General features: G+C 58.4%; 23 protein-coding genes and 2 tRNA genes. 5 read left to right on the top strand and 20 right to left on the bottom strand.

Annotated features, from left to right (window positions below):
• Positions 1–916 precede the first annotated feature (916 nt).
• From J2129_RS13190 to J2129_RS07150, 14 genes are all read right to left on the bottom strand, one after another.
• A complete protein-coding gene (locus J2129_RS13190) occupies positions 917–1,084 on the bottom strand; it encodes a hypothetical protein (RefSeq protein ID WP_348632307.1) in 168 nt (55 codons plus the stop codon).
• A gap of 418 nt (positions 1,085–1,502) precedes the next feature.
• Positions 1,503–3,323 (bottom strand): anaerobic carbon-monoxide dehydrogenase catalytic subunit, encoded by a 1,821-nt coding sequence (gene cooS / locus J2129_RS07210; protein ID WP_209630222.1) that lies wholly within the window; start codon positions 3,321–3,323, stop codon positions 1,503–1,505.
• An 86-nt stretch (positions 3,324–3,409) separates the two neighbouring features.
• Positions 3,410–4,216, bottom strand: coding sequence for a carbon monoxide dehydrogenase (locus tag J2129_RS07205; RefSeq protein ID WP_209630221.1), 807 nt, complete (start codon positions 4,214–4,216; stop codon positions 3,410–3,412).
• Between the two features lie 690 nt (positions 4,217–4,906).
• Positions 4,907–5,557: a flavodoxin family protein gene (locus tag J2129_RS07200; protein ID WP_209630220.1), complete on the bottom strand. Its 651-nt coding sequence runs from the start codon at positions 5,555–5,557 to the stop codon at positions 4,907–4,909.
• A 57-nt stretch (positions 5,558–5,614) separates the two neighbouring features.
• Entirely contained in the window at positions 5,615–6,067 is a 453-nt protein-coding gene (locus tag J2129_RS07195) for a NusA-like transcription termination signal-binding factor (protein ID WP_209630219.1), read from the bottom strand.
• Entirely contained in the window at positions 6,068–6,358 is a 291-nt protein-coding gene (locus tag J2129_RS07190; protein WP_209630218.1) for a 50S ribosomal protein L30e, read from the bottom strand.
• Positions 6,359–6,360: 2 nt separating this feature from the next.
• Entirely contained in the window at positions 6,361–7,533 is a 1,173-nt protein-coding gene (gene rpoA2, locus J2129_RS07185; RefSeq protein WP_209630217.1) for a DNA-directed RNA polymerase subunit A'', read from the bottom strand.
• The gene (locus J2129_RS07180) at positions 7,533–10,190 is read right to left on the bottom strand and encodes a DNA-directed RNA polymerase subunit A' (protein WP_209630216.1); all 2,658 of its coding nucleotides are present in this window, start codon (positions 10,188–10,190) and stop codon (positions 7,533–7,535) included. Before J2129_RS07180 ends, rpoA2 begins: the two co-directional genes overlap by 1 nt.
• A 14-nt stretch (positions 10,191–10,204) precedes the next feature.
• Positions 10,205–12,019, bottom strand: a complete 1,815-nt coding sequence (gene rpoB, locus J2129_RS07175; RefSeq protein WP_209630215.1) for a DNA-directed RNA polymerase subunit B — start codon at positions 12,017–12,019, stop codon at positions 10,205–10,207.
• Positions 12,016–13,581 (bottom strand): DNA-directed RNA polymerase subunit B'', encoded by a 1,566-nt coding sequence (locus J2129_RS07170; protein ID WP_209631288.1) that lies wholly within the window; start codon positions 13,579–13,581, stop codon positions 12,016–12,018. Before J2129_RS07170 ends, rpoB begins: the two co-directional genes overlap by 4 nt.
• A gap of 14 nt (positions 13,582–13,595) precedes the next feature.
• Complete coding sequence (locus tag J2129_RS07165; protein ID WP_209630214.1) at positions 13,596–13,847, bottom strand: DNA-directed RNA polymerase subunit H; 252 nt, start codon at positions 13,845–13,847, stop codon at positions 13,596–13,598.
• Positions 13,848–13,922: 75 nt separating this feature from the next.
• Positions 13,923–13,996 (bottom strand) — tRNA-Lys (locus J2129_RS07160).
• 354 nt (positions 13,997–14,350) lie between these two features.
• On the bottom strand, positions 14,351–14,989 hold the full coding sequence (locus J2129_RS07155) for a response regulator (protein ID WP_209630213.1): 639 nt from the start codon (positions 14,987–14,989) through the stop codon (positions 14,351–14,353).
• Positions 14,989–15,363, bottom strand: a complete 375-nt coding sequence (locus tag J2129_RS07150; RefSeq protein ID WP_209630212.1) for a roadblock/LC7 domain-containing protein — start codon at positions 15,361–15,363, stop codon at positions 14,989–14,991. Before J2129_RS07150 ends, J2129_RS07155 begins: the two co-directional genes overlap by 1 nt.
• A gap of 422 nt (positions 15,364–15,785) precedes the next feature.
• Between J2129_RS07150 and J2129_RS07145 the strand changes: the two genes are divergently transcribed.
• From J2129_RS07145 to J2129_RS07130, 4 genes are read left to right on the top strand one after another with little or no spacing between them, the layout of a single operon-like run.
• Positions 15,786–16,712, top strand: coding sequence for a hypothetical protein (locus J2129_RS07145; RefSeq protein ID WP_209630211.1), 927 nt, complete (start codon positions 15,786–15,788; stop codon positions 16,710–16,712).
• Between the two features lie 9 nt (positions 16,713–16,721).
• The gene (locus tag J2129_RS07140; protein WP_209630210.1) at positions 16,722–17,318 is read left to right on the top strand and encodes a hypothetical protein; all 597 of its coding nucleotides are present in this window, start codon (positions 16,722–16,724) and stop codon (positions 17,316–17,318) included.
• A 56-nt stretch (positions 17,319–17,374) separates the two neighbouring features.
• Positions 17,375–18,160 (top strand): cell division ATPase MinD, encoded by a 786-nt coding sequence (gene minD / locus J2129_RS07135; protein ID WP_209630209.1) that lies wholly within the window; start codon positions 17,375–17,377, stop codon positions 18,158–18,160.
• A 1-nt stretch (position 18,161) separates the two neighbouring features.
• Positions 18,162–18,374, top strand: a complete 213-nt coding sequence (locus J2129_RS07130; RefSeq protein ID WP_209630208.1) for a hypothetical protein — start codon at positions 18,162–18,164, stop codon at positions 18,372–18,374.
• A gap of 303 nt (positions 18,375–18,677) precedes the next feature.
• On the opposite strand, the gene J2129_RS07125 is transcribed toward J2129_RS07130, so the two are convergent.
• The 6 genes from J2129_RS07125 to J2129_RS07100 form a co-directional block, all read right to left on the bottom strand.
• The gene (locus J2129_RS07125; RefSeq protein WP_209630207.1) at positions 18,678–19,535 is read right to left on the bottom strand and encodes an ARMT1-like domain-containing protein; all 858 of its coding nucleotides are present in this window, start codon (positions 19,533–19,535) and stop codon (positions 18,678–18,680) included.
• A 22-nt stretch (positions 19,536–19,557) separates the two neighbouring features.
• Positions 19,558–19,632, bottom strand: a tRNA-Pro gene (locus J2129_RS07120).
• Positions 19,633–19,906: 274 nt separating this feature from the next.
• Complete coding sequence (locus J2129_RS07115; protein WP_209630206.1) at positions 19,907–20,623, bottom strand: tetratricopeptide repeat protein; 717 nt, start codon at positions 20,621–20,623, stop codon at positions 19,907–19,909.
• A 705-nt stretch (positions 20,624–21,328) separates the two neighbouring features.
• Positions 21,329–22,399: an SPFH domain-containing protein gene (locus tag J2129_RS07110; RefSeq protein ID WP_209630205.1), complete on the bottom strand. Its 1,071-nt coding sequence runs from the start codon at positions 22,397–22,399 to the stop codon at positions 21,329–21,331.
• Positions 22,400–22,858, bottom strand: a complete 459-nt coding sequence (locus tag J2129_RS07105; protein ID WP_209630204.1) for an NfeD family protein — start codon at positions 22,856–22,858, stop codon at positions 22,400–22,402.
• A 297-nt stretch (positions 22,859–23,155) separates the two neighbouring features.
• Positions 23,156–24,469 (bottom strand): site-2 protease family protein, encoded by a 1,314-nt coding sequence (locus J2129_RS07100; protein WP_209630203.1) that lies wholly within the window; start codon positions 24,467–24,469, stop codon positions 23,156–23,158.
• Positions 24,470–24,775: 306 nt separating this feature from the next.
• Between J2129_RS07100 and J2129_RS07095 the strand changes: the two genes are divergently transcribed.
• Positions 24,776–25,408, top strand: a complete 633-nt coding sequence (locus J2129_RS07095; protein ID WP_209630202.1) for a TasA family protein — start codon at positions 24,776–24,778, stop codon at positions 25,406–25,408.
• Positions 25,409–25,412 lie beyond the last annotated feature (4 nt).

Genomic DNA, 25,412 nt, shown 5'->3' with positions numbered 1-25,412 from the left:
CTTCCCCCATCTTCTCGCCGGGGGCTCTGCCCCCGGGCCCCCGGGATGAAGATAGGGCCGGGCAGGCAGAATCGATGACCATAAAGAGAGTGCTGCCGTCCTCGACCTTTTCGTGTGGCGGGGGGTCCGGGGGGTGAAACCTCCCGGCAGAGAGATCCATCCAGAGGATTTCTACAGGGCCGAAAACAGAGATATCCCTCATACCTTGATATACGGAGAAAAGAACCGTCCTCAGAACGTTCAGGCTCTCTGCCTTCCGTCCCTATCGTCATGCCCGGGGTCCGGAGAACGCGCTTCCGGGGTGCCGATCCGATGTGCCGCCCCTCATTGCAGAATCTTTCCTGTCATCTCTCGCGCCGGGGGGTTGCACCCCCCGGACCCCCACGACGAGGAGAGGTGGGGGCGGCGATGAAACAAGACCCCCAGCGGATTTTCAGTCTTGAAAAAGAGTGAGCAAGCGACGAGATATTTTCCTCCCGTATGCGTGAAGCGTGCCTTCGCTTCATGAGTAATTCTACAGCATCTGTCATGAAGATCGTATCCCCTCCTGCGCGAGACGAAGGTGATGTTCTACACAACCGGGCCCTCTTACGTTCCGGTCCGCCGGTCCATGTAGCGTGCGAATTGTATTGATTTATACATGAAATCCCCGACGACGGCGAAGGTGACGACCGGCGAACATAGGAAGGGACGTGCAGCCCGAAGGCGTCGAGGAGCATCACCAGGCCCAGACAGAGGATGAGTACATTGCCCCGTTCTTGAGAAAGACATAGCGCCTGATCTGCTCGATGTTCCCGACGCTCACCTGCCGTACCCCCACTGCCCTGATCCATCCCATTACCGGGGATGATGGAGGGGACCGAGAAGGTGAAGGCAAAGGCCCCGAGGACGCCGTCGATGGAGAAGGTGGCATCGATCACTTCGAGATGTCTGAGAGGTGTGCCTCTTTCAGTTGCTGTTCTTTAAGCTCGGCATTGTTCCGAAACTCCTGCACGATAAAAAATGCCGTCGAACCCATGACCGCACCAAAGGCCATGAGAGGTTCGCGGGTGATCGCGAACCAGACGATGATTGCAGGGGCCACCGAGACGGCGGCATAAAACCAGACGCCCTTCCCGGCAAGGTAGCGTTCGCCCCGCCCGCCGCAGGGTCGTCGGAGAAGGTGGCAATGAGCCCCCTGACCACAAAGACCGCGAGGAGTAGACCCCAGAGAAGGAACCAGCGCCTGGCACGCCCCCCCATCGTGCCGAGCACCTTGTCGATGGAGGAGATGGTCTTGAAAAGACAGAGACCCGCGACCGTGAGGACGATCCTGAAGAGGTCGAGCATGGGCGGTCAGGGGGAATGGCCCTCATGGGTGATATAAAGAGGGGATGCCTTCCCATATCTTCTGCCGGGGTTTCACCCCCGGGCCCCCAGGACGAAGATCGGGACGAGAAGGATCTGGTGAGGAGACACACCACCGATCACTGCGAGGGCCATATTGATGAGAGAGGAGACCCTTAAATTCTGAGCTCTTCCCTCTTCTGCATGATGTGCGCCTCGATGAGGTCGGCGGCCCCGAGTGGCGACGGCTCCACGAGCAGGGTCGCGCCCACCACCCCGGCAAGGTCTGTTGTCAGGAGATCGACGACCTTCTGGCTCCCGGCGATCATCGGCATCACTCCGAGGACGGTGGTGATCCCTGACGCAACAAAATAGAGCGCAATCGAGACCGCCTTCTGGGAGTACCATTCAGGTGCCGCACCTGCCAGGGGGAGACGGTCGATCCCCACGTTGAACGCCTCTGCCAGGGCCGCGGCCAGGGTCAGCACCCTGGAGTTGTCGACGCATGAGCCCATATGGAGGACTGGCGGGATCCCATAGGTCTTGCAGAATGACGCAAGCCCTGGCCCGGCGGCGTCCGCCGCCTCCCGTCGCATGAGTCCGGCCTTTCCTGCAGCGATGGCCGCACATCCGGTTCCGACCACCAGGATATCGCGGCTGAGCAGTTCCCTCACAAGGGTCACATGCCCGGCGTCATGACTGACCTTTGGGTTGTTGCACCCGACGACCGCCGCAATTCCCTGGACCTGCCCATCGGTAAGGGCCCTGGCAAGAGGGTCGAGTCCGCCGCCGAGGGCATGGGTGAGCGCTTCTACCGAATACCCGGTCATGGCACGGACCGGACCCCCTGGGATGTACGCCCTTTCATGGTCCCGGTGCTGGAAGTTTTCCACCGCGAGGCGTATGATCTCGTGGGCCGTCTTGTGTGCGCTCTCTTGGTTGAACGGTATATAGAGCGCCCCAGGCAACCGCGCCTTCTGACTCGTGGAGATGATATGTGTGTGGAAACATGCCGCGGTCTGGGGGAGGGATGGGAAGATACACTGGTAGTCCACCACCGCCGCCTCCAGTGCTCCGGTGGCGATGACAAGTTCCTGATCGAGGTGGTTGCCGGCCAGGGGTATGCCTCCCCGCATCAGGAGTTCGCTCCCTGTGCAGCAGAGCCCGACAAGGTTGATCCCGGTCGCACCCAGGGCCCTGGCACGGGCCAGGAGGTCGGGGTCAGCGGCGCCCCTCACCATCTCTGCACAGAGAAGTGGGTTGTGACCATGGAGGGCGATGTTCACCTGGTCATCCCTGAGCACCCCCAGATTCACCTCGGCGGTGCGGACTGTCGGTGTGCCAAAGAGGAAATCAGAGCATTCGGTCGCAACCATCGAGCCTCCCCACCCGTCGCTGAGGGCTGTCCGCAGTCCGTGCAGGAGGAGAGACCGATAATCCGCTCCCACCCCCATGTGGACCCGGTGCATCGCCTCCACGATCTCCCTGCCCACGCCCCGCGGGCTGATCCCGGCTTCTGCCCAGATCGCCCTGGTCTGTGCGGGAGCAGACCTGACCCCGCTCGTTTCGCTCCGTGCACTCCAGCACTCCTCATAGAGGGCATGCGCCAGGTCATGGGCGACATGAGTGTCGTCCTGGGGGTCGGTCTGGACTCCGTGTCGCCTGGCACTCTCTCTCAGTTCCCCAGGGTCGGCACCAACCCCCCCGGCCTCTGCCATCCGGTGCAGTGCTTCTACAAGATCGAGGCCATGGTCGGCATGCGCCGCCGCTCCGGTGACGATGGTGTCAAGGAGGTTTCTGGCCACGATCAGGTCGGCGTCGGCCCCGCAGACCCCATGCACCCGACCGGTCGCCGGGATGATCCGACATGGCCCCATGGCACATCGGCTACACGAAACCCCCTGTGCACAGAATCGGCAGGGTGGTTGCTGCTGCTTAAACCGGTCCCAGACGGTCTCGATTTCTTTCCTGGGATTCTTGTCCTTTCCACACCTCATCACGAGTATATTCAGGAGGAGAGTTATATATGACGCCCGATATGACTTAAGTCTGTTATCGGGGTTTTAGATATGGGGAAGAGATTTTATCTCCGGTCTGTCCTGGATAAAATCCTGAATATCCCCCTGACCCCGTTCATGAAGGGCGTCTCCTCCTGGAGAAGAGGAAAAACCGCCGGCCAGGCCCGTCCCACCCCCTCGTCGTACGGCAGGTAGGTGATCGTGGTAAAGAGATGACAGGGACCGATTGCCCGCCCCACCTCCTCCAGGTCGGTCTCCCCGCAGACCTGGTTCACCACCAGGTGGATCTCATCGATCCCGCGGGTGTGGACAAAGGCGGCCGCCCTGAGCGCGACAGAAAGTGCGCCCTGTGAAGAATCGGCCATCACCAATGCCCTGGAAAATCCTTCTGCCGTCGCCTGGTAGAGGTGCTCCGCCCCCGCAAGGGTGTCGAGGAGCACCACCCCTTCGGTCAGGCGGAGAAACTCACGGGTCATCTCCCCGAACCTGCCATACCCGGTGCCGTCGAGATCTCCGGTGATGCACAGCGTGAGGCGGTCTGCGAGACGCATCTCACAGCATTCATGAGGACCTGAGACCTGCGGACCCAGGTGCAGGAGCGTACCCGTACCATTTGCGTGCTGCTCTTCTACCCCGCCTTCGTAGAGTCGTGCCAGCGGGAACCCGAGTGAGGCCGCAAGATGCTGCTCGGGGTCGGCGTCCACGGCAAGCACCTCCATGCCCTGCATGGCGAAGAGGTGGGCGAGCAGGGCAACAAGGACTGTCCGGCCTGTGCCCACTCCGCCGGTGACAAGAAGCCTGGACCCCTTCCCCGCCCTGGCGACGTCGTGCATGGCCTCATGTGCCTGACAGGCCCAGTCTCTCCTGTTCATGCACTCCGCTCCAGGGTCCGTGCCTCTGGCTCAGCAGTTCTCTCCTGACAGGCATGGCCTCCTTCCACCCTGCCCGGGCCATGAGGGACCGGTGTCATCTGTGCGAGCCGCCCCTCTCCCTCCGGTGGAACCGGGATCAACCGACAGTAAAAGTCTTCAGACCTATCCCCATTGCTCATTCCCCCTCCGGAATTCCGGGTGTTCCATACCTCTCCATGGCAATAACTCTTGGGGAAGGTACCATGTCCTGGAGGTGGGGGGGTATGGGAAGAAGAAGTGCCTGATGAGATGTATCACCGGCGGTTCTAGAGAGTCAATACAGGTTTTCGTTCAGGCTCTGTAGAATTCGTCATGAACCCTGGACGGGTTCAGGCATAGGTGATGAGGTCATCTCAGAACTCTCGTCTTCCCCCTTTTTGTTGCGCACCTGTGCCTGCCTGCCTGCCTGCCTGCCTTCTCCCGCCACCACGCCTGGGGAAGCCCCCACGACGAGGGGAGGCGGGGGCGGCCATATGATGATCTTCCTGCATGGTGTCCCAGGAGACCTATGATCATTTTATGCCATATGCGTGAGCCAGGGGTTCATGCCTGATTCTACACAGTCGCTCTTCGAGATCATATGTATGGTAAATCCTCGGGTGCCGCTCTCTGCAGACCCCAGGCGTCTTGTTCAAGAGGCCTGGAGACAATTCACCGGCTGACCCCCCGCGCCTCCTCATCGAGCGCCTTCAGGTCGGTCGGGATCGGGTGCGCCTTCAGGAGCCCGGCCATGAACACCAGGTTGTGGACCATATAGCGCACCGTCCGGTTCGTGTACAGGTGACGGTCGCCTCCCGCCTCGATATAACTCGGCCCGGGCCCGGCGTCCCCCACCCAGTAACAGTCGGCATTTGGCGGGATCGTGCACCCCAGGTGCGTGAGATTGAAGAGCGTGTGGGCCGCCACTGTATGGGCCCCGTCCTCGTTGCCGGTGACGATCACCCCGGCCACCTTCCCGTACAGCGGGTACTGCCCGTTCTCGGGATCTCCCTCGGCATATGTCCCGTCCAGACGCTCGAGGACCTGCTGGGCCACCGACGACCGTACCCCAAACCAGATCGGCGACCCGATCACCAGGATATCGCAGTCCTTGATCTTCTGGAGGACCGCCGGCCACTCGTCCCCCTCTCCCTCGTTTGACGACGTCCCAAACCTCACCGCATATTCGGTAAGCCGCACCACCTCGCTCTCCACCCCGAGGTCGAGGAAGAGTGCCGCCGCCTTCTGGATCAACGCCTCGGTATTCGAGACTTCAGGGGAATACTTCAGGGTACAGTTGAGAAAGAGCGCCTTCAGTACCATGCCAGGGCAGGGGTTGCCTATCTATATAGACGATCCGGTTGCCAGAAAAAAAGAGGGTTAGAAGTCCTCGTCGTCCTGCACGAGCTGCACATCGCCGATGCTGTGCTGCCGTTCCGCGAGTCTCTTTGCCTTGAAAATGTTCTTGCCTTCCTTTCCGATGGCAAGACCGCGTTCTTCGGGCTTTACGTCGACGTACGCAACAGTCTCACCCTCTTCGTCTTCCTCGAAGGTGACCGAGAGAACCTGAGCCGGCATGAAGCAGTTCTTGACAAACTGCTCAGGCTCGTCCGAATACTCGACGACCTCGATCCTCTTGCCGAAGATCTCGGAAGCCTTCTTGATCGTCGAACCCCGCTTCCCGATTGCAAGCCCCATATCGCCAGGATTGATGACAAAGATGATACGATCGTTTCGCTCGTCGATGATGCAGTCGCGGCTCCCGGCGCCGGTCATATTCTCGAACTGAGAGATCAACTGCATGCAGTCTTCAGTGATTTTAATTTCCGCCATTTAGGCCCTCTTGATGCTGAGGATGTCGGACTCGCCTCCGTCTACGATGGCGAGTGCGCTGACAACATGCGGCCTTCCGCACGCCTTCCCGAGCTGGACACCTGAATCATTGTAGACATATGTCTCGATGTCCTCGCGGGCCAGCATGGCCTCTTTGAACTCTGCAGGGCAGTTCTTTGCGATGACTACGAGTTTGGCCTTCCCCGCCTTGACACACTCTTCGGTCGAGTTCTGTCCAAGGAAGACCTCTCCGGTTTTGATGGCTCTTCTTAAAGACTCGTTAAAGTCCATTTTTAATTCTCCTGGTGTAAGGGTTTTGCAATCAACTTGACATCTCCAGTCCCGAGCTGGATCGGCTGGCCGACGATGACGTTCTCGGTCACGCCGTTGAGAATATCAGTCTCGTGCGCGACTGCAGCATCGAGAAGGTGGTTAACCGTCACCTCGAAGGCTGCACGCGAAAGGACACTCTCCTTCTCGCCTGCGATCCCGTGCCTCCCGATCTGCTTGACCTCGCCGTCCATGCACATCATATCTGCGATGAGCATGATGTGACGGACATCGACCGAGATACCCTGTTCTCCCAGGGTGCTTTTCATCTCGTCGATGATCGCGTTTCGTGCCGCTTCGATCCCGAGGATCTGGGAGATCTCGTTGATATTGTTTGTGCGGGTACGGGTGGTGTCGACACCCACGACCTCGAACACATCCTTTAGGTTGGAGCCTTCAGTATAAAGTATATACTCTCCCTTCTCTTTCCTGACGACGACCCGCTCGATGTCGTCAATCCCCTGCACGATCACGCCCCTGACGTGCTCGGCAAGCTGGAAGAGATTCTGGTAACTCTCGTTCTTGGGGAAAAAGGTGATCCTCGCCTCGGCGACGTCCGCCTCTGACTCGAAGTCCCGGTAGTGCCGGCGTTCCTTGATCTTCTGCGGGGCCCGTTCCAGGATCTCCTCGACCGAGATCTTGCGCTTGTCGCAGACCGCCGGGTTCAACCGCATCTCCACCTTCAGGTTTGCCATGTCGGTGACGACATCCCCGAACTCGTGGAGCGGCGCCGCCTCGATCTGCCAGGAGACCTCTCGTGCTTTGTCACGGTCTGAGGCGTACTCATCTTCGAGATGGATGGTCATCGTCGGAGTGGACGGTTCCTTCCTGGCGTCCATGATCTCGATAAGACGCGGGAGACCAAGGGTTACGTTGATCTCGGCCACACCCGCGTAGTGGAAGGTACGCATGGTCATCTGCGTACCAGGTTCGCCCAGGGACTGGGCAGCCACGATCCCACAGGCCTCGCATGGTTCGATCCTGGTCTGCGTGTACTCCTCGGTGATCCCGGCCATGATCGACTCGAACTGTTCAGGAGTGAGCTCCTTCTCTTCGAGGTACTTGACCATCTCCTGCTTAGTACTGTCCGGGATCTCGGCATGACTGATCGCGTCATGCATCCCCTCGTCCAACATCAGATCTCCTCCTTGAGCACGTTCTCGATCACACCTTTCACGTCCACCGGTTCACCATAACTGCTCTTTGTCGGGTCGGTCCCGTCCTCGCCGTACTTGAACTGGAGGATCCGCCCGCCGGTCGTCCGCACTGAACGGTCATATTCGACCTTGAGGTCCTGGAGGGCGTTGATCATCCGCCGCTGCAGGTAGCCGCTCTGTGACGTCCTGACCGCCGTATCGACCAGACCTTCACGCCCACCGATGGCGTGGAAGAAGAACTCGGTCGGGTTGAGCCCTTTCTTATATGAAGACCTGACAAACCCGTGGGCCCCCGCGCCCCGGTCGCCGCGCTTGAAGTGCGGCAGGGTCCGCTGGTCGTACCCACGCACGATACGCTCACCACGGACAGACTGCTGCCCGACACACCCGGCCATCTGGGTCAGGTTCAGGATCGAACCACGAGCACCAGAGACCGCCATCACCACTGCACTGTTGGAGAGACCCAGGTGCCTGGAGGCGATCTCACCGGTGCGGTCACGGGCCTTGCCGAGCACCTGCATGATCTGCATTTCCAGGGTCTCTTCCTCGGTCCGGCCAGGCATCGGTTCGAGCTGGCCTTCCTCGTAGATCTGGATCCGGCGGCGGACATCGTCCTCGGCCTTGTCGAGCATCTCGTGGATGAGGCCATATTCGGTCTTGGAAAGGTCTTCGTCGTTGATACCGAAGGAGAACCCGTCGTGCATGATCCCGCGGATGGAGAGCCTGGTCACATCGTTGATGAACTGTGCGCCCCGCTTCTGGGAATATTGACGGATGATACGGGTGACGATCTCACCGTCGAAGGCGCCGATCGCCTTTTTGTCGATGGTGCCCGAGATGAGTTCGCCGTCTTTGATCCGCACATAGGCGTCACGCTCGCATGCCTCCCGCTTGCAGACCTCGCAGTGCTCGCAGGACGAGGCCTTGAAGATCATGTTGATCTTGTCGGGGAGGATCATCGAGAAGACCTGCTTGTTCGTCCAGTAGGGCTTTCCGTCCACGACCCTGTCGGGCTCTGGGAGGTGTTCGATATGGGCGTAGCGCAACAGGTAGAGGGTCTCGCTCTTATCGAACCAGCGCTTTTCGTGAGTTAAAAGGAAGATCCCTGAGATGTGGTCGTGGATGCCCCCGATGATCGGCCCGCCAAAACGCGGCGAGAGGATGTTCTCCTGGACATTGACCAGAATCTCGGCCTCGGCCCGCGCCTCCTCGGTCTGCAGGACATGCATGTTCATCTCGTCGCCATCGAAGTCGGCGTTGTATGGAGGACAGACCGCCGGGTTCAACCTGAAGGTCTTGCCGTCCATGACCTTGACGTGATGGGCCATGATCGACATCCTGTGCAGGGAGGGCTGACGGTTGAAGAGGACGAGGTCGCCGTCCTGCATCTGCCGCTCGATGGTCCACCCTGGTTCGATCTGGTCGGCGACGTCTTCCTTGTTCTCTTCGGAGAGACGCAGGCGCCGCTGGTCAGGGCGGATGGCATAGTTGGCACCAGGCGGTTCGGTGAGTTTTGTGCGTTCAGGGCCGTTTCTGATATATGACCTGGCCACTTCGATGTTCTGGGAGGTCACCGGGACCGGGATCGTCATCTCGTTGGCGATAGCCAGGGGTACCCCGACCTCGTTTACCTCCAGGTACGGGCAGGGCGAGATGACGGTACGGGCCGAGAAGTTCACACGTTTCCCAGAGAGTGAACCCCTGAACCGGCCGTCTTTCCCTTTCAGACGCTGGGAAAGGGTCTTGAGGGGCCGGCCAGAACGGTGGCGCGCTGGCGGACACCCGGCCACCTCGTTGTCCATGTAGGTGGTCACGTGGTACTGGAGGAGTTCCCACAGATCCTCGATAATTAACTGGGGTGCCCCGGCGTCCTGGTTCTCCTTGAACCGCTGGTTGATCCTGATGATGTCGACGAGTTTGTGGGTGAGGTCGTCCTCAGACCGCTGCCCGTTCTCCAGGATAATCGACGGGCGCATTGTCACCGGCGGGACCGGGAGCACGGTCAGGATCGTCCACTCAGGCCGCGCCACCGTGGGATCGATCCCAAAGAGGCGGAGGTCTTCGTCAGGGATCCGCTCGAGTCTGGCGCGGATGTCCGCCGGGGTCAACTTGTGCTCCTCTTTCTTCTCCTTTCCATTGTCGTCGGTGACGATGAAGACTTCAGAGAAGGTCGTCGGTTTCTCGAAGTTGACCTTCAACTGCTGCTCGCCGCAGTAGGGGCAGACCCGTTCTTTCTTGATATCTTTCTCGGTGACCAGTTCCCCAACGACCTCGTCTTTCTTCTCCCCGACGATCTTGGTGATCTCCTCGGGGGAGAGGAGGATCCTGCCGCAGCTGCGGCAGGCGACACGCAGGAGTTTCCTGATCAGCCTGGTGTACCCGACGTGGATCACCGGCTTTGCAAGTTCGATATGGCCAAAGTGCCCTGGACATTCGCTTGCTTTCTGGCCGCAGGTCTTGCACCGCATCCCCGGGTCGATGACCCCGAGGTGGAGGTCCATCAGCCCCTGCGAATAGGGGTAGCCGTCGTCGTCATAGGTGTCAGCCCAGATGATCTTCCTGACTGACATCTGGCGGATCTCTTTCGGCGAGAGCAGGCCGAACTCGATCTTTCCAACTCTTTTCGGACTTGTCATCTCTTTTCCCCCCCTTATACCATGTCTTCAAGCCGCATTCTGGGCGCGATCCCCATACTCTTCATCTCGTCGAGGAGGAGTTTGAACGCATAACTCATCTCCACCGGGTAGATGTCGGTCTCGCTGTCGCAGGTAAGGCACCTGGTCACGTTGCGCTTGCGGTCGACCATCGCGATCATCCCGCACTTGGCGCAGACATACTGCTCCACCTTGTCGGACTCCTCGAGCAGACGTTCTTTGAGGACCATGGCGGCGCCGTGCCCGATCATCACGTCGCGCTCCATCTCACCGAACCGCAGACCACCCTCGCGGGCACGACCTTCGGTCGGTTGTCTGGTGAGCACCTGGATCGGGCCGCGGGACCGGGCATGCATCTTTGAGGAGACCATGTGGTAGAGTTTCTGGTAGTAGATGACCCCGACGTAGATGTCGGTGAGGAAGTGTTTGCCGGTGTAGCCGTCGTACATCACTTCACGGCCGGTATGCGAGAACCCGAATTTTTTCAGGGACGCTCTGAGATCTTCTTCTTTCTCGCCACGGAATGGGGTGGCGTCGATCCGCCGCCCTTCCAGTGCCCCGACCTTGCCGCCGAGCATCTCGAGCATGTGCCCGATGGTCATCCGGCTCGGGACGGCGTGGGGATTGATGACGAGGTCAGGGGCGATCCCTGCCTCGGTGAAGGGCATGTCCTCCTGCGGGACGATCCAGCCGATGACACCCTTCTGCCCGTGCCTGGACGCAAACTTGTCCCCGACTTCGGGTACCCTGAGGTCGCGAGTCCGCACCTTGACGAGGCGGGCCGAATTTTCGCCCTCGGTGATGATCACGGTATCGACGATCCCGTGCTCGTTGCTGCGCATCGTCACCGAGGTGTCGCGCCGCTTCTCGACGGCGATCAGTTCGCCGCTCGGTTCTTCAAGGAACCGCGGCGGGGATGTCTTGCCGATGAGGATGTCCTTCTCGCGCACGACGGTCTCGGGGTTGATGATCCCGTCGTCGTCGAGGTTTTGATAATATTCTGCGCCATGGGCGCCTGAGACCTCTTCGTCCGGGATCTCGATCCGGTCGACTTGGCCGCCGGGGTACCGCCGCTCTTCGCCTTCATAGGTCCTGAAGAAGTGGGACCTACCAAGCCCGCGCTCGATGGAGGCCTTGTTGAAGATGAGGGCATCCTCGATGTTGTAGCCTTCATAGGAGAGAATGCCCACGACGAAGTTCTGGCCTGCAGGCCGGTCGTCAGATCCGATCAGGTCGGAGGCCTGGGTGTAGACCATCGGTTTCTGGGCATAGTGGAGGAAGTTGGCCCTGGTGTCAGGACGCAGTTTCATGTTGGCGGTCGCAAACCCGAGGGCCTGCTTGACCATGCCTGCACCCATGGTGACACGCGGGGAAGCGTTGTGTTCTGGGAAAGGAACGTGGGCCGCTCCGATTCCGAGGATCAGCGAAGGGTCGATCTCGAGGTGGGTATGTTCTGGAGTGACCTCGTCCTCGGTGATCGCGATGAAGAGGTTCTCTTCCTCTTCTGCATCGACGTACTCGATGAAACCCTGGCCTACAAGATCTTCGAAGGTTTCGTCATGGTTTTGAAGGTGAGCAAGGTCTTCATTGGTGATGAGGGGTTTGCCGTCCTTGAGGACGATAAGGGGACGGCGTGCCCGGCCGCGGTCGGTGTTGATGACCACGTCGCCGTTGAACTCCTCGTAGGCAATGTTCACCTCGTTTGAGATTGCGCCGTGGCGGCGCATTGCCTTGGCCTTTTCGACGAGTTCTTTCGGGTTTTCTACCAGCCCGATGAGTGAACCGTCCAGGAATATGCGTGATTTTTTCACTGCTGTTCACCCCCGAGGGTCAACGGTTCAACGCCGAGGTTGTAAAAGATGTTCTTGACCTCCTCTGTGTTGTCATAGCCTTTTGAGATCTCTACCATCTGTGCAAAGTTTTTCACAAGCCCACAGTTCGGACCTTCTGGGGTCTCGGACGGACAGATCCGACCCCATTGGGTCGGGTGCAGGTCACGGGCCTCGAAATGGGGTTGCGACCTGGACAGCGGCGAGATGACCCTGCGCAGGTGCGAGAGTACGCTCATCCGGTCGGTCCGGTCCATCAACTGGGAAACCCCCGTCCTTCCGCCGACCCAGTTCCCGGTGGCCAGGGGGTGGAGGAGGCGTTCGGTGAGCACGTCGGCCCTGACCGCGGTCGAGATCGAGAGGTCGCGGTGGCGCATGCTTGCCCGTTCGAGCTGGTATTTGACGTCCCTGGTAAGCCGGTTGAGGGAGATCCTGAAGAGGTCTTCCATCAGGTCGCCGGCAAGTTTGAGCCGTTTGTTTGAGTAGTGGTCCTTGTCATCGACCTTACGCCGCCCGAGCACGAGGTCGAAGCACGCTTCGGCCATGCGTCCGAGATAATGCGCCTTCGCAAGTCTCACGCTTACGACCGCCTGTTCATATCCCTCGTCGCCTTCCTTGAGGTGCTCGGGCATCAGGTAGTTGAGGTGCGGGAGGAGATAGGAGTCGAGGACAAACTCGGCCCGCCGCCGCTGGTATTCTTTGGTCTGGTTGGGCGCGAGTTTCTTGCCCACGTACATGATCCCGCTCTCGATCGAGTCGCACTCAGATGCTTCGAGGTTCTGCATCATGTAGGTGAGGATCTCTTCGTCGGTCGAGACGGCCTCCACGACCTCGCGGTCGGTTCCAAGCCCGAGTGCCCGCATCAGGTCGACGAAGTTCAGGTGGCCGGCGACCGAGGGGAACGAGACCTCAAGAAGGTTCTTCTTGTTCTTCTCCACGACGACGAGTGCACGGTAGCCACGGTACTGTGAGAAGACCTTTGCCACGTAGATACGCTCGTTGTAGCGCTCGGTGAACTCGGTCATGATCTTGTTCGAGGCAAGGTCCTCAAGGGTCATCAGCACCCGTTCTGAGCCGTTCACGATGAAATAGCCACCTGGATCATAGGCGTCTTCGCCGTGGGTGACCCGCTCAGATACCGGGATCTCGGCCAGGTTGCAGGCCTCTGACCCGATCATGATGGGCAACTGCCCGATCACGGTGGTGATCGGTTCGCCGCGTACATCGCCCTGGACCAGAGTCATCTCCAGTTCGAGTGGTGCTGCGTAGGTGAGGTTGCGCAGACGCGCTTCGGCTGGGAAAAGAGTGCTCTGGGAACCGTCAGCCTCCCTGACGACCGGTTTCTTGACACGGATCGTCCCGAGTTCGACCCATACCGCCTCACTGTTCTTACCTCTGTTCTCGATGTCAGTCTCAATGATGCGCTGTTCGTCCACCACCTTCTGCAGGTTGTGTTCAAGGAAGTGATTGAACGAGTCCAGCTGGTGGCGGGCAACATGATCGCCTGAGAAGTATGCCCGCGATAAAATACTTCTATCCAACAGGTTTATCCGCCCCGTTATTTTTTCGGTCTCTTGACCACGTACCGATACGACTCGGCAAGTCCTGCTGTCTGACTTTTCCGAACAATTTTGATGACGTCTCCGGTTGTTGCTCCGATTGACTTCACTGCCGGATCGTCGCCATAGATCCGTGGAAGCTGGTCGAGCGTGATCTGGTAGCGGGACAGCAGTTCCGCAACCTCCCCCTCGCTCATTTTCTGGTGGTCCGGCACCATCTCGTGCTCTATAACATTAAATTTGGTGCTCAATTTTTGTCCCCCGAGTGAGAAAGAGTCAAGTTCAGGTGTATCACCACATAAAAACCACAGTCTGCGCCATGGCAGCGGGCCTAGAGGGATTTGAACCCCCGACCACCTGGTTAAAAGCCAAGCGCTCTACCTAACTGAGCTATGGGCCCATTGTGCAGACAGCACTATTACAATGCTTTCAGAGAAGATAAGGGTTTCGGACCGTTCGGTCTGGGCCCTACCCATCTCAGACTCTATGAGTCATGTGAGGATATAACTGCTCCGATCTGTTTCATCGAGCGGGAAATTGCATGAATTGGGGGGGTATGGTCCTGAAATTGTTCCAGATGGGGCGTTGATCCTGTCATGTGACCTCCTGCCCAAATCTGGGTGGTCAGGGGAAAGGCGTGAAGATGAATTCCTGGATGCATCCAAAAAAAGTGTGTGGCTCAGATGTTCTCGCCATAGGGCGATCGGTCCGGGGCGCATGCCTCGCGGCCGCCCCAGGATCTGATGTCAGGGGGTCACTCCTGGGTCTGCTTTCCCTGGAGTGCTTTGATCTGTTCCTTGATCTGCGTGAGCCGGTTTTCCTGAAACTTGATGCTGTTCTCCATATTCTTGATCGCCAGCGAGATCTTCTCGCTTGCCTTGGAGTCGTGGATATTGTAGGTGGTCTCCAGGATGCGCAAGAGTCGCGAGTTCACGTCGACGCCCTTGGCAAGACGGGTGTATTCGTCGACCAGGTGCTGGTCGAGCCCGACCTGCTGTGCGTTCTCGACATCGCTCCTGATCATCTCGCGGCGCTGGAGCACTCGTTCGATCGCCTCGTACAGCTCGCGGTGGGTGATCGGTTTGAGAATATAGTCCTCGATGTACGACCCATATCCCTCCGCTTCGTCTGGGGTCAGCTGCTTGGCGGTCAGCATCAACACCGGGACCTCCCTGGTCTTCGGGTTGATCTTGATGTTCTCAAGCGTCTCCCAGCCGTCCATCGGTTCCATCATGATGTCAAGGAGGATGAGGTCGGGGGTCACGGTCTTGAGGATCTCAAGCCCCTCTTCTCCACTGTAGGCCGCAATGGCCTGATAGCCCCCTCGCTCCAGCATCGTGACAAAGACGTCTACGATGAAGGGACTGTCGTCGATCACCATGACGGAGTACATTACAGTACCTCCGCGATCTCGTGCGCGATCTCTGTGAGGGAGGTATAGATCTTTTCGTGGTCGGTGTTGTCGTCGACTATTGCTGCAATTAGTGTCCGCTCCCCTGCACTGATCACCATCAGCGACGCCCCCTCGCTGGTGGCCACGATCTGTTTGGGGGGATGGACGTGTGCGATGCTGGCGGCCGCTTCGGCGGATGCGAGGAGTGTTGCACTCATCGCGGCGAAAGAGGGTGCTGATATCCCGTCAGGAAATGCCTTGCCGATCAAGATCCCATCTCTTGAGGAGAGAGCGCAGGCCGAGACGCCCTCCACTCCCATGATGGCCTTGATAAACCGGTTGATCCTCTCCTTCAATCCCAGTTGTTCTGTCATGCCCACCGTACCTTACCTCTGCTCATATAACATTTTTTGCTTTCTCTCGGTCTACATATGGGGCGTACCCTCCGATAAAGAGAGCTCAGATCTCCCTTCGCGGTACGATCTGGAATCTTTGTTGAATTTTTTGGATTTTTTGTCTTTTGAAGCTGATTTGCTCCATTTCTGAATCTGCCCGCGGGGTTCTGTGTGAAAATCTTCTATTTCAGTCTATGGCCCAAGAAATGAGGTTATCTGCAATAGGTATATTTTTATCGGTATCTCACTACCATCGCATCGTCATATATATCTTATTCCATTTGGCCCAATTAACATATAGTTATAATATCTACAAACGCTACAACCTAGTAATGGATATTCCGAGAGGTAACTTCTCTTCCATCAAGCGAGATATTCCTTTATCTACCATACTCGCTGAGATGGCAGAAACCTCGTTCTCAGGTTATGCGATGGTGAACCACGGGGGGACCTCAATCTCGCTGGTCTTCTCGGAGGGCACCTGCATTCTCGCCGAGTATCAGACCCTGCAGGGGGCCCGTGCATGGGACGCGGTCAGAACTCTGGAGGGCCCGGCAGAGGTGGCTCTCTATCTCCTGACCGGCCCGCAGATCCGGTTGGCGGCTGAGTTCAATGCAAAGGCGGCCGTCCCGCGCCCTGAAAAACGTCAGGAAGAGGGTCCGGTCAAAAATCAGAGGCCGGACCCGAGACCGGCACAGGGTCAGGCCACTCCTCTCCAGGTGCCCAGGGGTCGTCTCATTGAGATCAGGCAGGGTGTGGTCGGCAACACACTTCTTGAAGAATTGGAACGTGATGGTTTCACGGGATATGCCATTTTCAACCTTGATTCAAGCAGTCACACCCTCGTTTTCTCGGGCGGTGCCTGTGTCCTTGCAGGGGGCGGGCGCGAACGCGGCGCTCCTGTGCTCAGAACGATGCGGGAGACGGATGGGCCCTGTGTGGTGGCTGTCTACTCGCTGACCGGCCCGCAACTCGCTCTCGCCATGGAATTCAATCAGGAGTGCAAGGTGGGGGGCGGCAGGACACGTCCCGCGTCCCCCCCTCCCGTGCTGCGCCGCAGGCGCGAGGCCGATGCCGCACCTGTGCCCGTGCGTCCTGGTGCTCAGGGTACGGTCCCAGGACTGGGCCCGGAAAAACGTTCAAAAAAAGTGCATCATCCCGGGGAACCCGCACCTGAGTCTTATGTGGACCCGGTCCTCAAAGACCTGGCCGCCCTTGATACCATTGATGCGGATCAGATGGCGGTCGATCTGAAAGAGAGTTATCTCTCGATACTCGACCGTCTGGAACTTGGCCATCTCGTAGAGAAAGAGAAGAAAAAGGAGTGAAGTAAGAATATGGATGACGGAACGATGCTCGTTGTTTTGGGAGAGATCATAGTGGTCCTCCTTACCCTGATTGGTGTCGGCATCGCCGGGTGTGTGCTCCAGTTGATCAGGGTCAGGGGGCTCATTGAAGAGGTCAAGACCGAGACGCTTGAGACCCAGCAGGCCGGACGCCTGCGGGAGATGGTCGGTGGGACGGCGGCCCAGGGGCCGGTCGATATGTTCAAACTCTTTAAACATATCCAGCGGTCCCGCGAGGTCGAGTGGGAAAAGCCGCCCCGTGAGACCGATCTTATTGAGGGGCGTGCCGATATCATGGGGAGCATGAAGGCGCTCTGTGAGAAGTATTACCTTGACTGCTTCACGATTTCGACCGACGACGGTCTTGTTGTTGCCTCTTCTGAGGAGGATGCCGCCTCGGACGCCGCGAAGTATAGTTACATCTTCTCAGAAGGAGGATATCCTGACGACCCCACGGTGATGCTCTTTGGTATCCAGCACAAGGGATCGAACCTGGTGGGCATCCTGCGTACAGAGCACAACATCCCTGAACGGTGGGTGCAGGACATGGAGCACGACGCAGTTAAGATCCTGCAGCAGTGGCTGTAGTTCGTTTGTGGTGCACACCCACATGAAGGAACACTGAAATTTGGACGAGGAATGAGATGATCAAAGCATATACGATCGCTTCAGGCAAGGGCGGAACGGGCAAGACGACCACGACGGTCAATCTCGGGACCGCGCTCGCACAACTCGGCAAAGAAACCTATATCCTCGACGCTGACGTGGGCATGGCCAACATCGGGATCCTGCTCGGGCTTGAAAATGTGCCGGTGACCCTCCATGAGGTGCTTGCCGGGAAGGCCACCATCGACGAGGCGATCTATGATGGGCCTGCCGGCCTGAAGGTGGTCCCCTGTGGGATCTCGCTCCAGGGTTTCCAGGACTCGAATCCTGACAGTCTTCGCGATGTGATGCATGAACTCACCAACCGGTGTGACTATCTCCTCATCGATGCCCCGGCTGGCATCAGCCGGGACGGGGTGGTCCCGCTTGCGGTTGCCGACGAGGTGATCCTGGTGGTCAACCCCGAGATCTCCTCTATTGTGGATGCCCTCAAGACAAAGATCCTGACCGAACTGGTGGGGGGTCGTGTCCAGCATGCCATCATCAACCGGGCCGGGAGAGACAATATCGATCTGGTCGAGCACAAGATCGAAAAATCGCTTGGAGTCAGGACGCTGGGTGCGGTTCCAGAGGACACGTTTGTCAGGGAGTCGGCGGCGTATAAGACTCCCATGGTGATCAGGCACCCGACGTGCCCTGCGTCGCGGGCGATCAAGAAGATCGCGGCGGAGATCGCAGGGTGTGAGTATCATGACGAGGGCGGCGCCGCGCGTGAAGGGTTCATTGACCGTCTTGCAAGAACATTGTTCAAGGTGAAGAATTAGAATGACAGCAGAAGCATTTGACATGGGAGGGATTCTCCTCATTATCTTTGGCATCGTGATCGTGATCCAGCTCTTTATCATGTACGTCATGTACGTCAGGATCCAGCAGCTCCTTCATGAGGTGGATGTCCTTGGGAGCAGGATGCAGATTACGGACAGCGAACTTGAAGCGCTCACAAAGAATGTGGAGAAGTTCAAAGAGCTCAGGATCTGATTGGTCGGTCGATATATCCTGGAATCATTCTCTTTTTTGGTTCAGTAAGGTCTCTCGCCAATATTGGGTGTGTGTGGCCTTGCCTGCCTCTTATTGTAAAAAAATCTTCATTGTAATTTCGCACCGGTGAGTCCAACCCCCCGGACCCCCTATGATGAGGGCTGGCGGGGCGACGCATTGAACACGGCTCTCACTGATTTTCCTGCCTTTATATGGGAGATCACGCGATGAAAAAATGTTCATCCCGTATATGTGAGGCGCGATCTCGCCCCATGCCGAATTCTACAGGCCCGGGTGGTGCGGTTACTCCCTGAGGAGGGCAACCCGCGACCCCTTCGGCACCCCGACCATCTCCGCGATCGTCTCGCACTTCACCGCCATCATGTGCGCGACCGGTGGGAAATCGTCGTACTCGGTGAGTGATTCATAGTTTGCCATCCCCTTGGCGATGACCAGCGTACACCGGTCGAAGGCGTCGAGCAGTTCGGGCGTGGCCACGTCCAGGTTCACCCCGAGTTCGCGCTCCCCTGCCGTCGTCGTGAGCAGATGGTCGGCGAGCGTGTCCAGGCCCAGGGCATGGGCGTCCTCGAGCGTGGCGTCGTTGAGGATGGGGGCACCCCGTACCACGACCGTCACCTCGGCCCCGGCCTCCTTGAGGTACCTGATCAGGAGGCGGTCGAAGACGACCTCGCCGCAGTTGTCGGTCAGGTATACCACCCGGTCGCAGAGGGGGAGGATCGCATCGGTCTCGTCGATGGTCAGGCCCTTCGGGAACTCTTCATCAAAGAATGCAAGAAAGTCGTCGGTTACATGATGCGACTGGACGCCATAGTCGAAGGTGTTGGCAAGCACCGCCGCACAGACATGGTCCCTGAAGGTCGAGAGGCGGGGGGCGACCACTTTTGCTGCGGCAAGTGCGTCGGCATTGTTCTGTCGTTTGAGTTCAGAGTAGGGGTCGTTTGAACCGATCATCTTGTAGGCGCACCGGTGCACCGTGCTTGCGATGACCGGGGCGGCAATTCCGCGGTCCTTCCCTTCAGTCAGAATACTCTCGGCAGTGCGGCGCACTGCTTCGATCTGGTCCTGGTCGTCGAGCACCAGGCCTGCCTCATAGACGGCACGGGAGATGAGGCAGTCAGTACATCGTGGCTGAAATTTCATAAAAACACCAAAAACAAAGGAATGGGGTCACCGCGATTCGAACGCGGGTCAGAAGACCCCCAGTCTCCTAGGATGGTCCAGGCTACCCTATGACCCCAATGACTCATTACTATTCGACTTCACGGTATATGTACTCTTCCGTCCTGGGATATGCCTGGCAGGGCAGGGGGGTGCGCAGCCCTCCTTATCTGCCGACAGAGTGGCATGATTTGCCTGAAATGGCTCCTGTAGGAGTCCTCTCAATCCAAGGAATGTGCTCTCTGGAAGACCGACAGAATTTATATCCGGCTTTGTAGAATCAGGCATGACCTTCTGGCTCACGCATATGTGATGAACATTTCTCCGTCGCCGCCCCCCGCCCCTGGGGGAGGTCACTCTCCGGGATCTCCACTCCGCTCGTCTTTCTGCGCTTCTCTGCATCTCTTTGTGATCGCCCTGACCCTTGGGTCGTCGGGACAGAGTGCAAGGGCACGCCTGCAGAACCCCGCTGCCTCTTTTGGACGTCCGATGTCCATGAGTCGCTCGGCGAGTCCGGTGATGAGCGAGAGGTTCTCGGGGTCGAGACGCCAGCCTCTCAGAAGATAGTCGATCGCCTCCCTCTCTGAACTGGCGGTCCTGGCAAGATAATACATCAGTGCCGGTTGGTTGGGCTTGAGACGGTATGCGGTGAGCAATGCCTCCTTTGCCCCGACTTCATTCCCGAGATGATAGCGCGCGATCCCGTGGCCGAGCCATGCCTCGCCGTCGTGCGTGTCGAGGGTGATCGCCGCAAGAAAGGCCTCGTTGGCCGGGTCATATCTCTCCAGTGTGAGGAGGGCGGTGCCGAGGTGGAGGTAGCCCGTACTATTCTCAGGTTCGGCGGTTGTCGCCGCAAGGAAGTATTCGTACGCCTCGTGATAGTTTTTCAGGGCCATCAGGACCTTCCCTTTGCCGATGAGAAAGTCGGGATGGTTGGGGACAGCCCTGAGGGCGCGGTCGAAGTAGGAAAGGGCGTCCTCGTATTCATGAATGGAGAGGTGGGTGATCCCCTCGTGGTACCAGCCAAGGGCATACCGTTTCAGTCCAGAGATCCTGTGGTTCTTGGTCATCTGTGTGCTCTACGGTATTGGATCCAATCCATGATATTTATAGTTTCGTAGGCAATAACATATATTATTCGTACGATTCTACATTTTTAATGATTTTTTCTCTATTTTATCGGCCCATGTGCCCCCGATTGGGGTGTCAGGCCGGTCTCCATCTGGGTGATGATGCCCCTCTTCCTCGCAGGCCTGTGATTGTTCAGGTTCTCGCCATCGCCAGATGTGAGCATGATAGGGGCGCCTTCTCTTCTTTTCTCATCTGGGCCGGCACGTTCCCTGTCACGGAGAGCTGTCTGGAGAATGTTTTTCAGAGGCTTGAGAAGAGCGGCCGTGTAGGGCCCTGGACAGTCACCTCCTGGCGCGAGAGAGCAAGGAAACGCTCATTTATTCTTGATGTGGGCGGCACGTTGGATCGGTCTGCCCACCATCATCAGTCAAGTCAGGTGTCCCGCCCCTGAAATCCCCGGGATTGCGATTGACGCGGGGAAGGCAGAGAAATGGCAGAAGGGATCGATCGAGCCCTGGATATTTTTGGGATATTATCTTTGGCGGGGGGCGTGCCGCCCCCCGGGCCCCCGCGCGCGATTCGAGAGGCGGTGAATGGCATTACCCTCCTCATGGCGGTTGAGTGTGCCTTCCTGGCCGAAGAGGGGGGAAGGCAGGCGACACACATCTCCCACAATAGGTGGGGGGTTTTACAGAGCAGAAAAATTAATCTAATTTCTTCCCAGACTTCAGTTCTTCGATCGACTCTCCCTCATCGATCTTCTCTTCGAGCTGGCGGAGGAGGGTCTCGACCTCCTTTGAGGTCGGGATCTCACCGAGGATCGTCTCGTCAAGGGCCTGCGCCGCCTCTGCGCCCTCCTCTTCGGCCATCTCGTCGGTCGCCCCGAGGAACTTTGCGCTCTGTTTTACCAGGCTCGAGATCTCGAAGGGGAAGATGATCTTTGTCGCCTGGCCGTCGGCCATCTGTTTGAGGGCGTCGAGGGAGAGGACGGTGATCGCCTTCTTGTCCAGCGGCCTGGACCCGAGGGAGAGCACCCGCAGCCCCTGTGCCTCGCCCTGCGCCTGGAGGATCTTCGAGAGCCGGTCACCCTCGGCACGGAGCACTTTGCTCTGCCGCTCGCCCTCGGCCTGGAGGATCATGGACTGCCGCTCGCCCTCGGCACGGAGGATCGCGGAACGCTTGTCGCCCTCGGCGCGGAGAATTGCCGCACGCCGTTCACGCTCGGCCGCGGTCTGCTCGGTCATCGCCTGCTTGACCACGCCCACCGGGTCGACCTCCTTGATCTCCACCCGCTCGACCTTCACGCCCCACTGGTCGGTCTCGCGGTCCAGGATGTCGCGGAGTTTGGTGTTGATGAGGTCGCGGTTGTACAGCACCTCGTCGAGTTCCATGTCGCCGATGATCCCTCTCAGGCTTGTCTGGGCGAGGGCGACCGTCGCCATCCGGTAGTTCGAGACCTCGAAGAACGCCTTCTCCGGGTCGACCACTCTGGTATACACGATCGCATCGACGTTGGTCGGGGAGTTGTCCTTGGTGATCACCTCCTGCGAGGGGACGTCCATCACCTGGGTCCTGAGGTCGAGTTTCTCCACGGTCGTGATGACCGGGACCACCCACCTGAACCCGGGGTTCAATCGTCCGATATATTTTCCGAGCCTGATCTGCAGCCCTTGTTCATAGGGCTGGATGATCACGACTCCCTTGGACATGATATAGATCACGACCAGGATCAGAAAGATCGTGATGAGATTACTGGCAATCTCTTCAAGTACCATTTATTTCATCTCCTCCACCACAATATGCACACCCTCGGAACGCACGACGACCACCCTGGCCCCTGCCTGGATGGTGCCGTCTGCTGAGCGAGCACTCCATTCGACGCCCTCGATCGTGACCTTGCCTCTGATACTCTCGGGCTCGACTTCTTTTGTCACCAGTCCTTCGAGGCCGACGACCGAGTCGCGGCTGAGGGTCGTCGGGGGGTTTTCGTCGGGGGTGATCCTGGAATAGAGCCAGACCGTTATGATTGCGGCCGCAAGGGCGGTCACCACGCCTACGATGACCCCAAGGGTTGAACCAAAGACGTCGACCCCGAGGACGAAGAGGACTCCAAGGATGATCATCACGGTGCCTGGCACGGCGATGAAGAAGCCCGGGTTGGTCGCTTCTATCAGGAGAAAAAGGGCGCCGAGGACGATGAGGATCCATCCGATAGAGATGCCCAGCAGTTCCATGGGTTGGAATTGGTTTCTCAAGATATAAAGATGCTCAATGGAAAGAATAGGGGATGTTACTGGATATATAAAATATAGGTTTTGTGGCGCTGTAGTATCTCTCGTTTATTCTTGGTGTGACTGTAGCTCTATTGCCTTCCTGCATCTTTCGTCCCCGGGCGAGTGCCGCCCGCATCCCCTGGATGAAGAAGGGGCCAGGAGGCACATCTGATGTTCTTGAAGGGGATTATGCCGTCCTCGACTGGTCTGTTGCGAGGGGGCTCGGGGGGCGGCACGCCCCCTGACTCCTGCCCCTGGTCAGGGGTGGTAGAAGACCATGATCCAGATCGTCGTTGCGATGATGGCGAAGAAGCCCCAGGTGACGACCGAGATGATTGTCTCTGCGTAGCGTTTGAGGCCCCGTGGTTCGAGGACTCGTTCCAGTCCTTCCTTGAGGATGAGCCCACCGTCGAGGGGGAGCATGGGAAGGGCGTTGAAGATCCCGACGTTGATGTTGATCCAGGCCAGCCAGAAGAGGAGGTGGATCACTTCCCAGAAGAAGGGGAAGGGGACGGCGAAGAACTGGACGTCGGGCGTGGGCGAGGTGAGGATCATCAGGTGCTGTCCGAGGACCGGGTTGTAGAGGTGTGCCAGCGGGATTGCGATGAACAGGAGAAGGCCTGGCACCGAGAGGATGCTTTCGGCGGTGCTGGTGACGATCTCGGGCTGGTAATAATAGATGCCCATGTAGCCGCTCTCCCGCGGTCCGGTCTGGGGGGTAAGGCTCTCAGGCCAGGGGTCGAGGGTGAGGGTGTATGCGGTCTCTGTCCCGTCGTTTTCGAGGACGAGGTCGAGGGTGTCGCCCGGGCTGGTGGTATTGAGGACGGCGGCGACGTCTGCCGGGGTTGCGACCCCGATCCCGTTCACTTCGGTGATGAGACTCGGTGTCGGGAGGTCGGCGCGGTCGGCGGGGCCGTCCTGGTAGATGCCGTAGACGACGGGAGCGTTGGTGGGGACGGCCATGCCCATGAGGGCGACAAAGAGGAGGATGCAGATCGCGCCGAGGACGATGTTGTTCGTGATCCCGGCCCCGTACATCCTGGCCTTGGGCATGCCGGTGGTCTTCTCGACGTCCTCTTCATCGGGTTCGACGAAGGCGCCGATGGGGATGACGGCGTACAGGAGGCCTGCACTTTTTACCTTGATGTTCTCGATCCTGCAGAGGATCCCGTGGCCGCATTCGTGCACCAGGAGGGTGACGAAGAAGGCGATCCAGACGGCGACGGTCGAGGGGATGAAGGGGTTGAGTCCTGGGATAAGGAGGACGGCCTGGGGGGCGAGCGACCCGGCCTGCTGGTCGATGTTGGTGAGAGTCAACTGGAAGGAGAGGATGACCATGAGCGCCATCCCGATGGAGGCCAGGATGACCATCGCGACGCCGAATGTCCCGTAGGCGCGGAGAAACCTGGAGAGGGGTTTGAAGAGGTCGAAGAACCCGACCCTTGAGGTCCGGATCATCATGACTGGGCCCCAGAATGTGACGTGATCACTGAACCGCCCGGTTTTCAGGATATAGATCGAGATGGCGATGTAGATCGCAAGGAGAGATGCAAGTACCAGTACCCAGTCCATCTGAAGATACTGGTAGTTGTCGCTCTCTGATTAAACTACTGTCTTTTTGATCTGGGACACCGGCGCTCCCAGGAGATGCGCAGGGATGCGTGTCGTGCCTGGAGGGTTTGCGGGGGGGCCTGGACTGTGCGCGTGATTTTTTTCCATCGGCCCGGGGATGGGGCGGGGGTATGGGGGTGGGCCGACGATTTATCGTCATTTTGCGATGATGTTATCCTGGAAATGATGGGTTGACCAAAATCGGCAATTATTTATATTTTCATGCGATCTTATGATCGCACATATAAATCTTGGGCGATGAAATTCATGGATGCGACGAAAAAAATTCTTTTGGCGTCTATTGGGATTGCTTTAGTGGCATTCCTGATCGGCGGCGGGACGTACGCGTACTTCAGTGATATTGAGAAGACTCAGAACAGCACCTTCACGGCCGGGACGCTGGACCTGGACCTTGGGGATGTCACGGTGCCGGTTGCTGTCGATCCGCTGAAGCCAGGGGATAAGGATGAGACCTATGCCGAGTGGACCCTTACAAACACTGGGAACGTTGCGGGGGTGCTCAATGTCTCGGTAGGTGTGGTGTCAGGTAACGAAGGAGGAAATCCGAACGAACCTGAAGGGGACGCCGAGGAGGGTACCTCTGTTGGACTTGAGGAGAGACTGAATGTCTCCCTCTGGATTGAACAGGATACGGAGAAAAAATATCTCAAACCCGAGGGTGACTCTCTGGTGTGGGCTGATACTGAAACCTACGCTCTTCTGAACGATTTCAGCGGGAAGAGCACGACAGAGACGATCTCTCAGGGCACTGGAGACCCCAATCTCGGTACCTTCCACATCGCCTACGACCTCCCCTACGAGACCGGCAACGAGGTCCAGGGGGACAGTTGCTCGTTTAATGTCACCTTCGAGTTGAGGCAGCCACCCCAGCAGCCGTAAGACC

Source organism: Methanofollis sp. W23 (assembly GCF_017875325.1).
GTDB lineage: Archaea > Halobacteriota > Methanomicrobia > Methanomicrobiales > Methanofollaceae > Methanofollis.
This window is presented reverse-complemented; position numbering and strand designations above follow the sequence as displayed.

Bases quoted from the DNA above. Each gene is read 5' to 3' on its own strand.
- cooS (WP_209630222.1), bottom strand. From the start codon at position 3,323: ATGAGGTGTGGAAAGGACAAGAATCCCAGGAAAGAAATCGAGACCGTC.
- J2129_RS07205 (WP_209630221.1), bottom strand. From the start codon at position 4,216: ATGAACAGGAGAGACTGGGCCTGTCAGGCACATGAGGCCATGCACGAC.
- J2129_RS07200 (WP_209630220.1), bottom strand. From the start codon at position 5,557: ATGGTACTGAAGGCGCTCTTTCTCAACTGTACCCTGAAGTATTCCCCT.
- J2129_RS07195 (WP_209630219.1), bottom strand. From the start codon at position 6,067: ATGGCGGAAATTAAAATCACTGAAGACTGCATGCAGTTGATCTCTCAG.
- J2129_RS07190 (WP_209630218.1), bottom strand. From the start codon at position 6,358: ATGGACTTTAACGAGTCTTTAAGAAGAGCCATCAAAACCGGAGAGGTC.
- rpoA2 (WP_209630217.1), bottom strand. From the start codon at position 7,533: ATGTTGGACGAGGGGATGCATGACGCGATCAGTCATGCCGAGATCCCG.
- J2129_RS07180 (WP_209630216.1), bottom strand. From the start codon at position 10,190: ATGACAAGTCCGAAAAGAGTTGGAAAGATCGAGTTCGGCCTGCTCTCG.
- J2129_RS07155 (WP_209630213.1), bottom strand. From the start codon at position 14,989: ATGTACTCCGTCATGGTGATCGACGACAGTCCCTTCATCGTAGACGTC.
- J2129_RS07150 (WP_209630212.1), bottom strand. From the start codon at position 15,363: ATGACAGAACAACTGGGATTGAAGGAGAGGATCAACCGGTTTATCAAG.
- J2129_RS07145 (WP_209630211.1), top strand. From the start codon at position 15,786: ATGGCAGAAACCTCGTTCTCAGGTTATGCGATGGTGAACCACGGGGGG.
- J2129_RS07140 (WP_209630210.1), top strand. From the start codon at position 16,722: ATGGATGACGGAACGATGCTCGTTGTTTTGGGAGAGATCATAGTGGTC.
- minD (WP_209630209.1), top strand. From the start codon at position 17,375: ATGATCAAAGCATATACGATCGCTTCAGGCAAGGGCGGAACGGGCAAG.
- J2129_RS07130 (WP_209630208.1), top strand. From the start codon at position 18,162: ATGACAGCAGAAGCATTTGACATGGGAGGGATTCTCCTCATTATCTTT.
- J2129_RS07125 (WP_209630207.1), bottom strand. From the start codon at position 19,535: ATGAAATTTCAGCCACGATGTACTGACTGCCTCATCTCCCGTGCCGTC.
- J2129_RS07115 (WP_209630206.1), bottom strand. From the start codon at position 20,623: ATGACCAAGAACCACAGGATCTCTGGACTGAAACGGTATGCCCTTGGC.
- J2129_RS07110 (WP_209630205.1), bottom strand. From the start codon at position 22,399: ATGGTACTTGAAGAGATTGCCAGTAATCTCATCACGATCTTTCTGATC.
- J2129_RS07105 (WP_209630204.1), bottom strand. From the start codon at position 22,858: ATGGAACTGCTGGGCATCTCTATCGGATGGATCCTCATCGTCCTCGGC.
- J2129_RS07100 (WP_209630203.1), bottom strand. From the start codon at position 24,469: ATGGACTGGGTACTGGTACTTGCATCTCTCCTTGCGATCTACATCGCC.
- J2129_RS07095 (WP_209630202.1), top strand. From the start codon at position 24,776: ATGGATGCGACGAAAAAAATTCTTTTGGCGTCTATTGGGATTGCTTTA.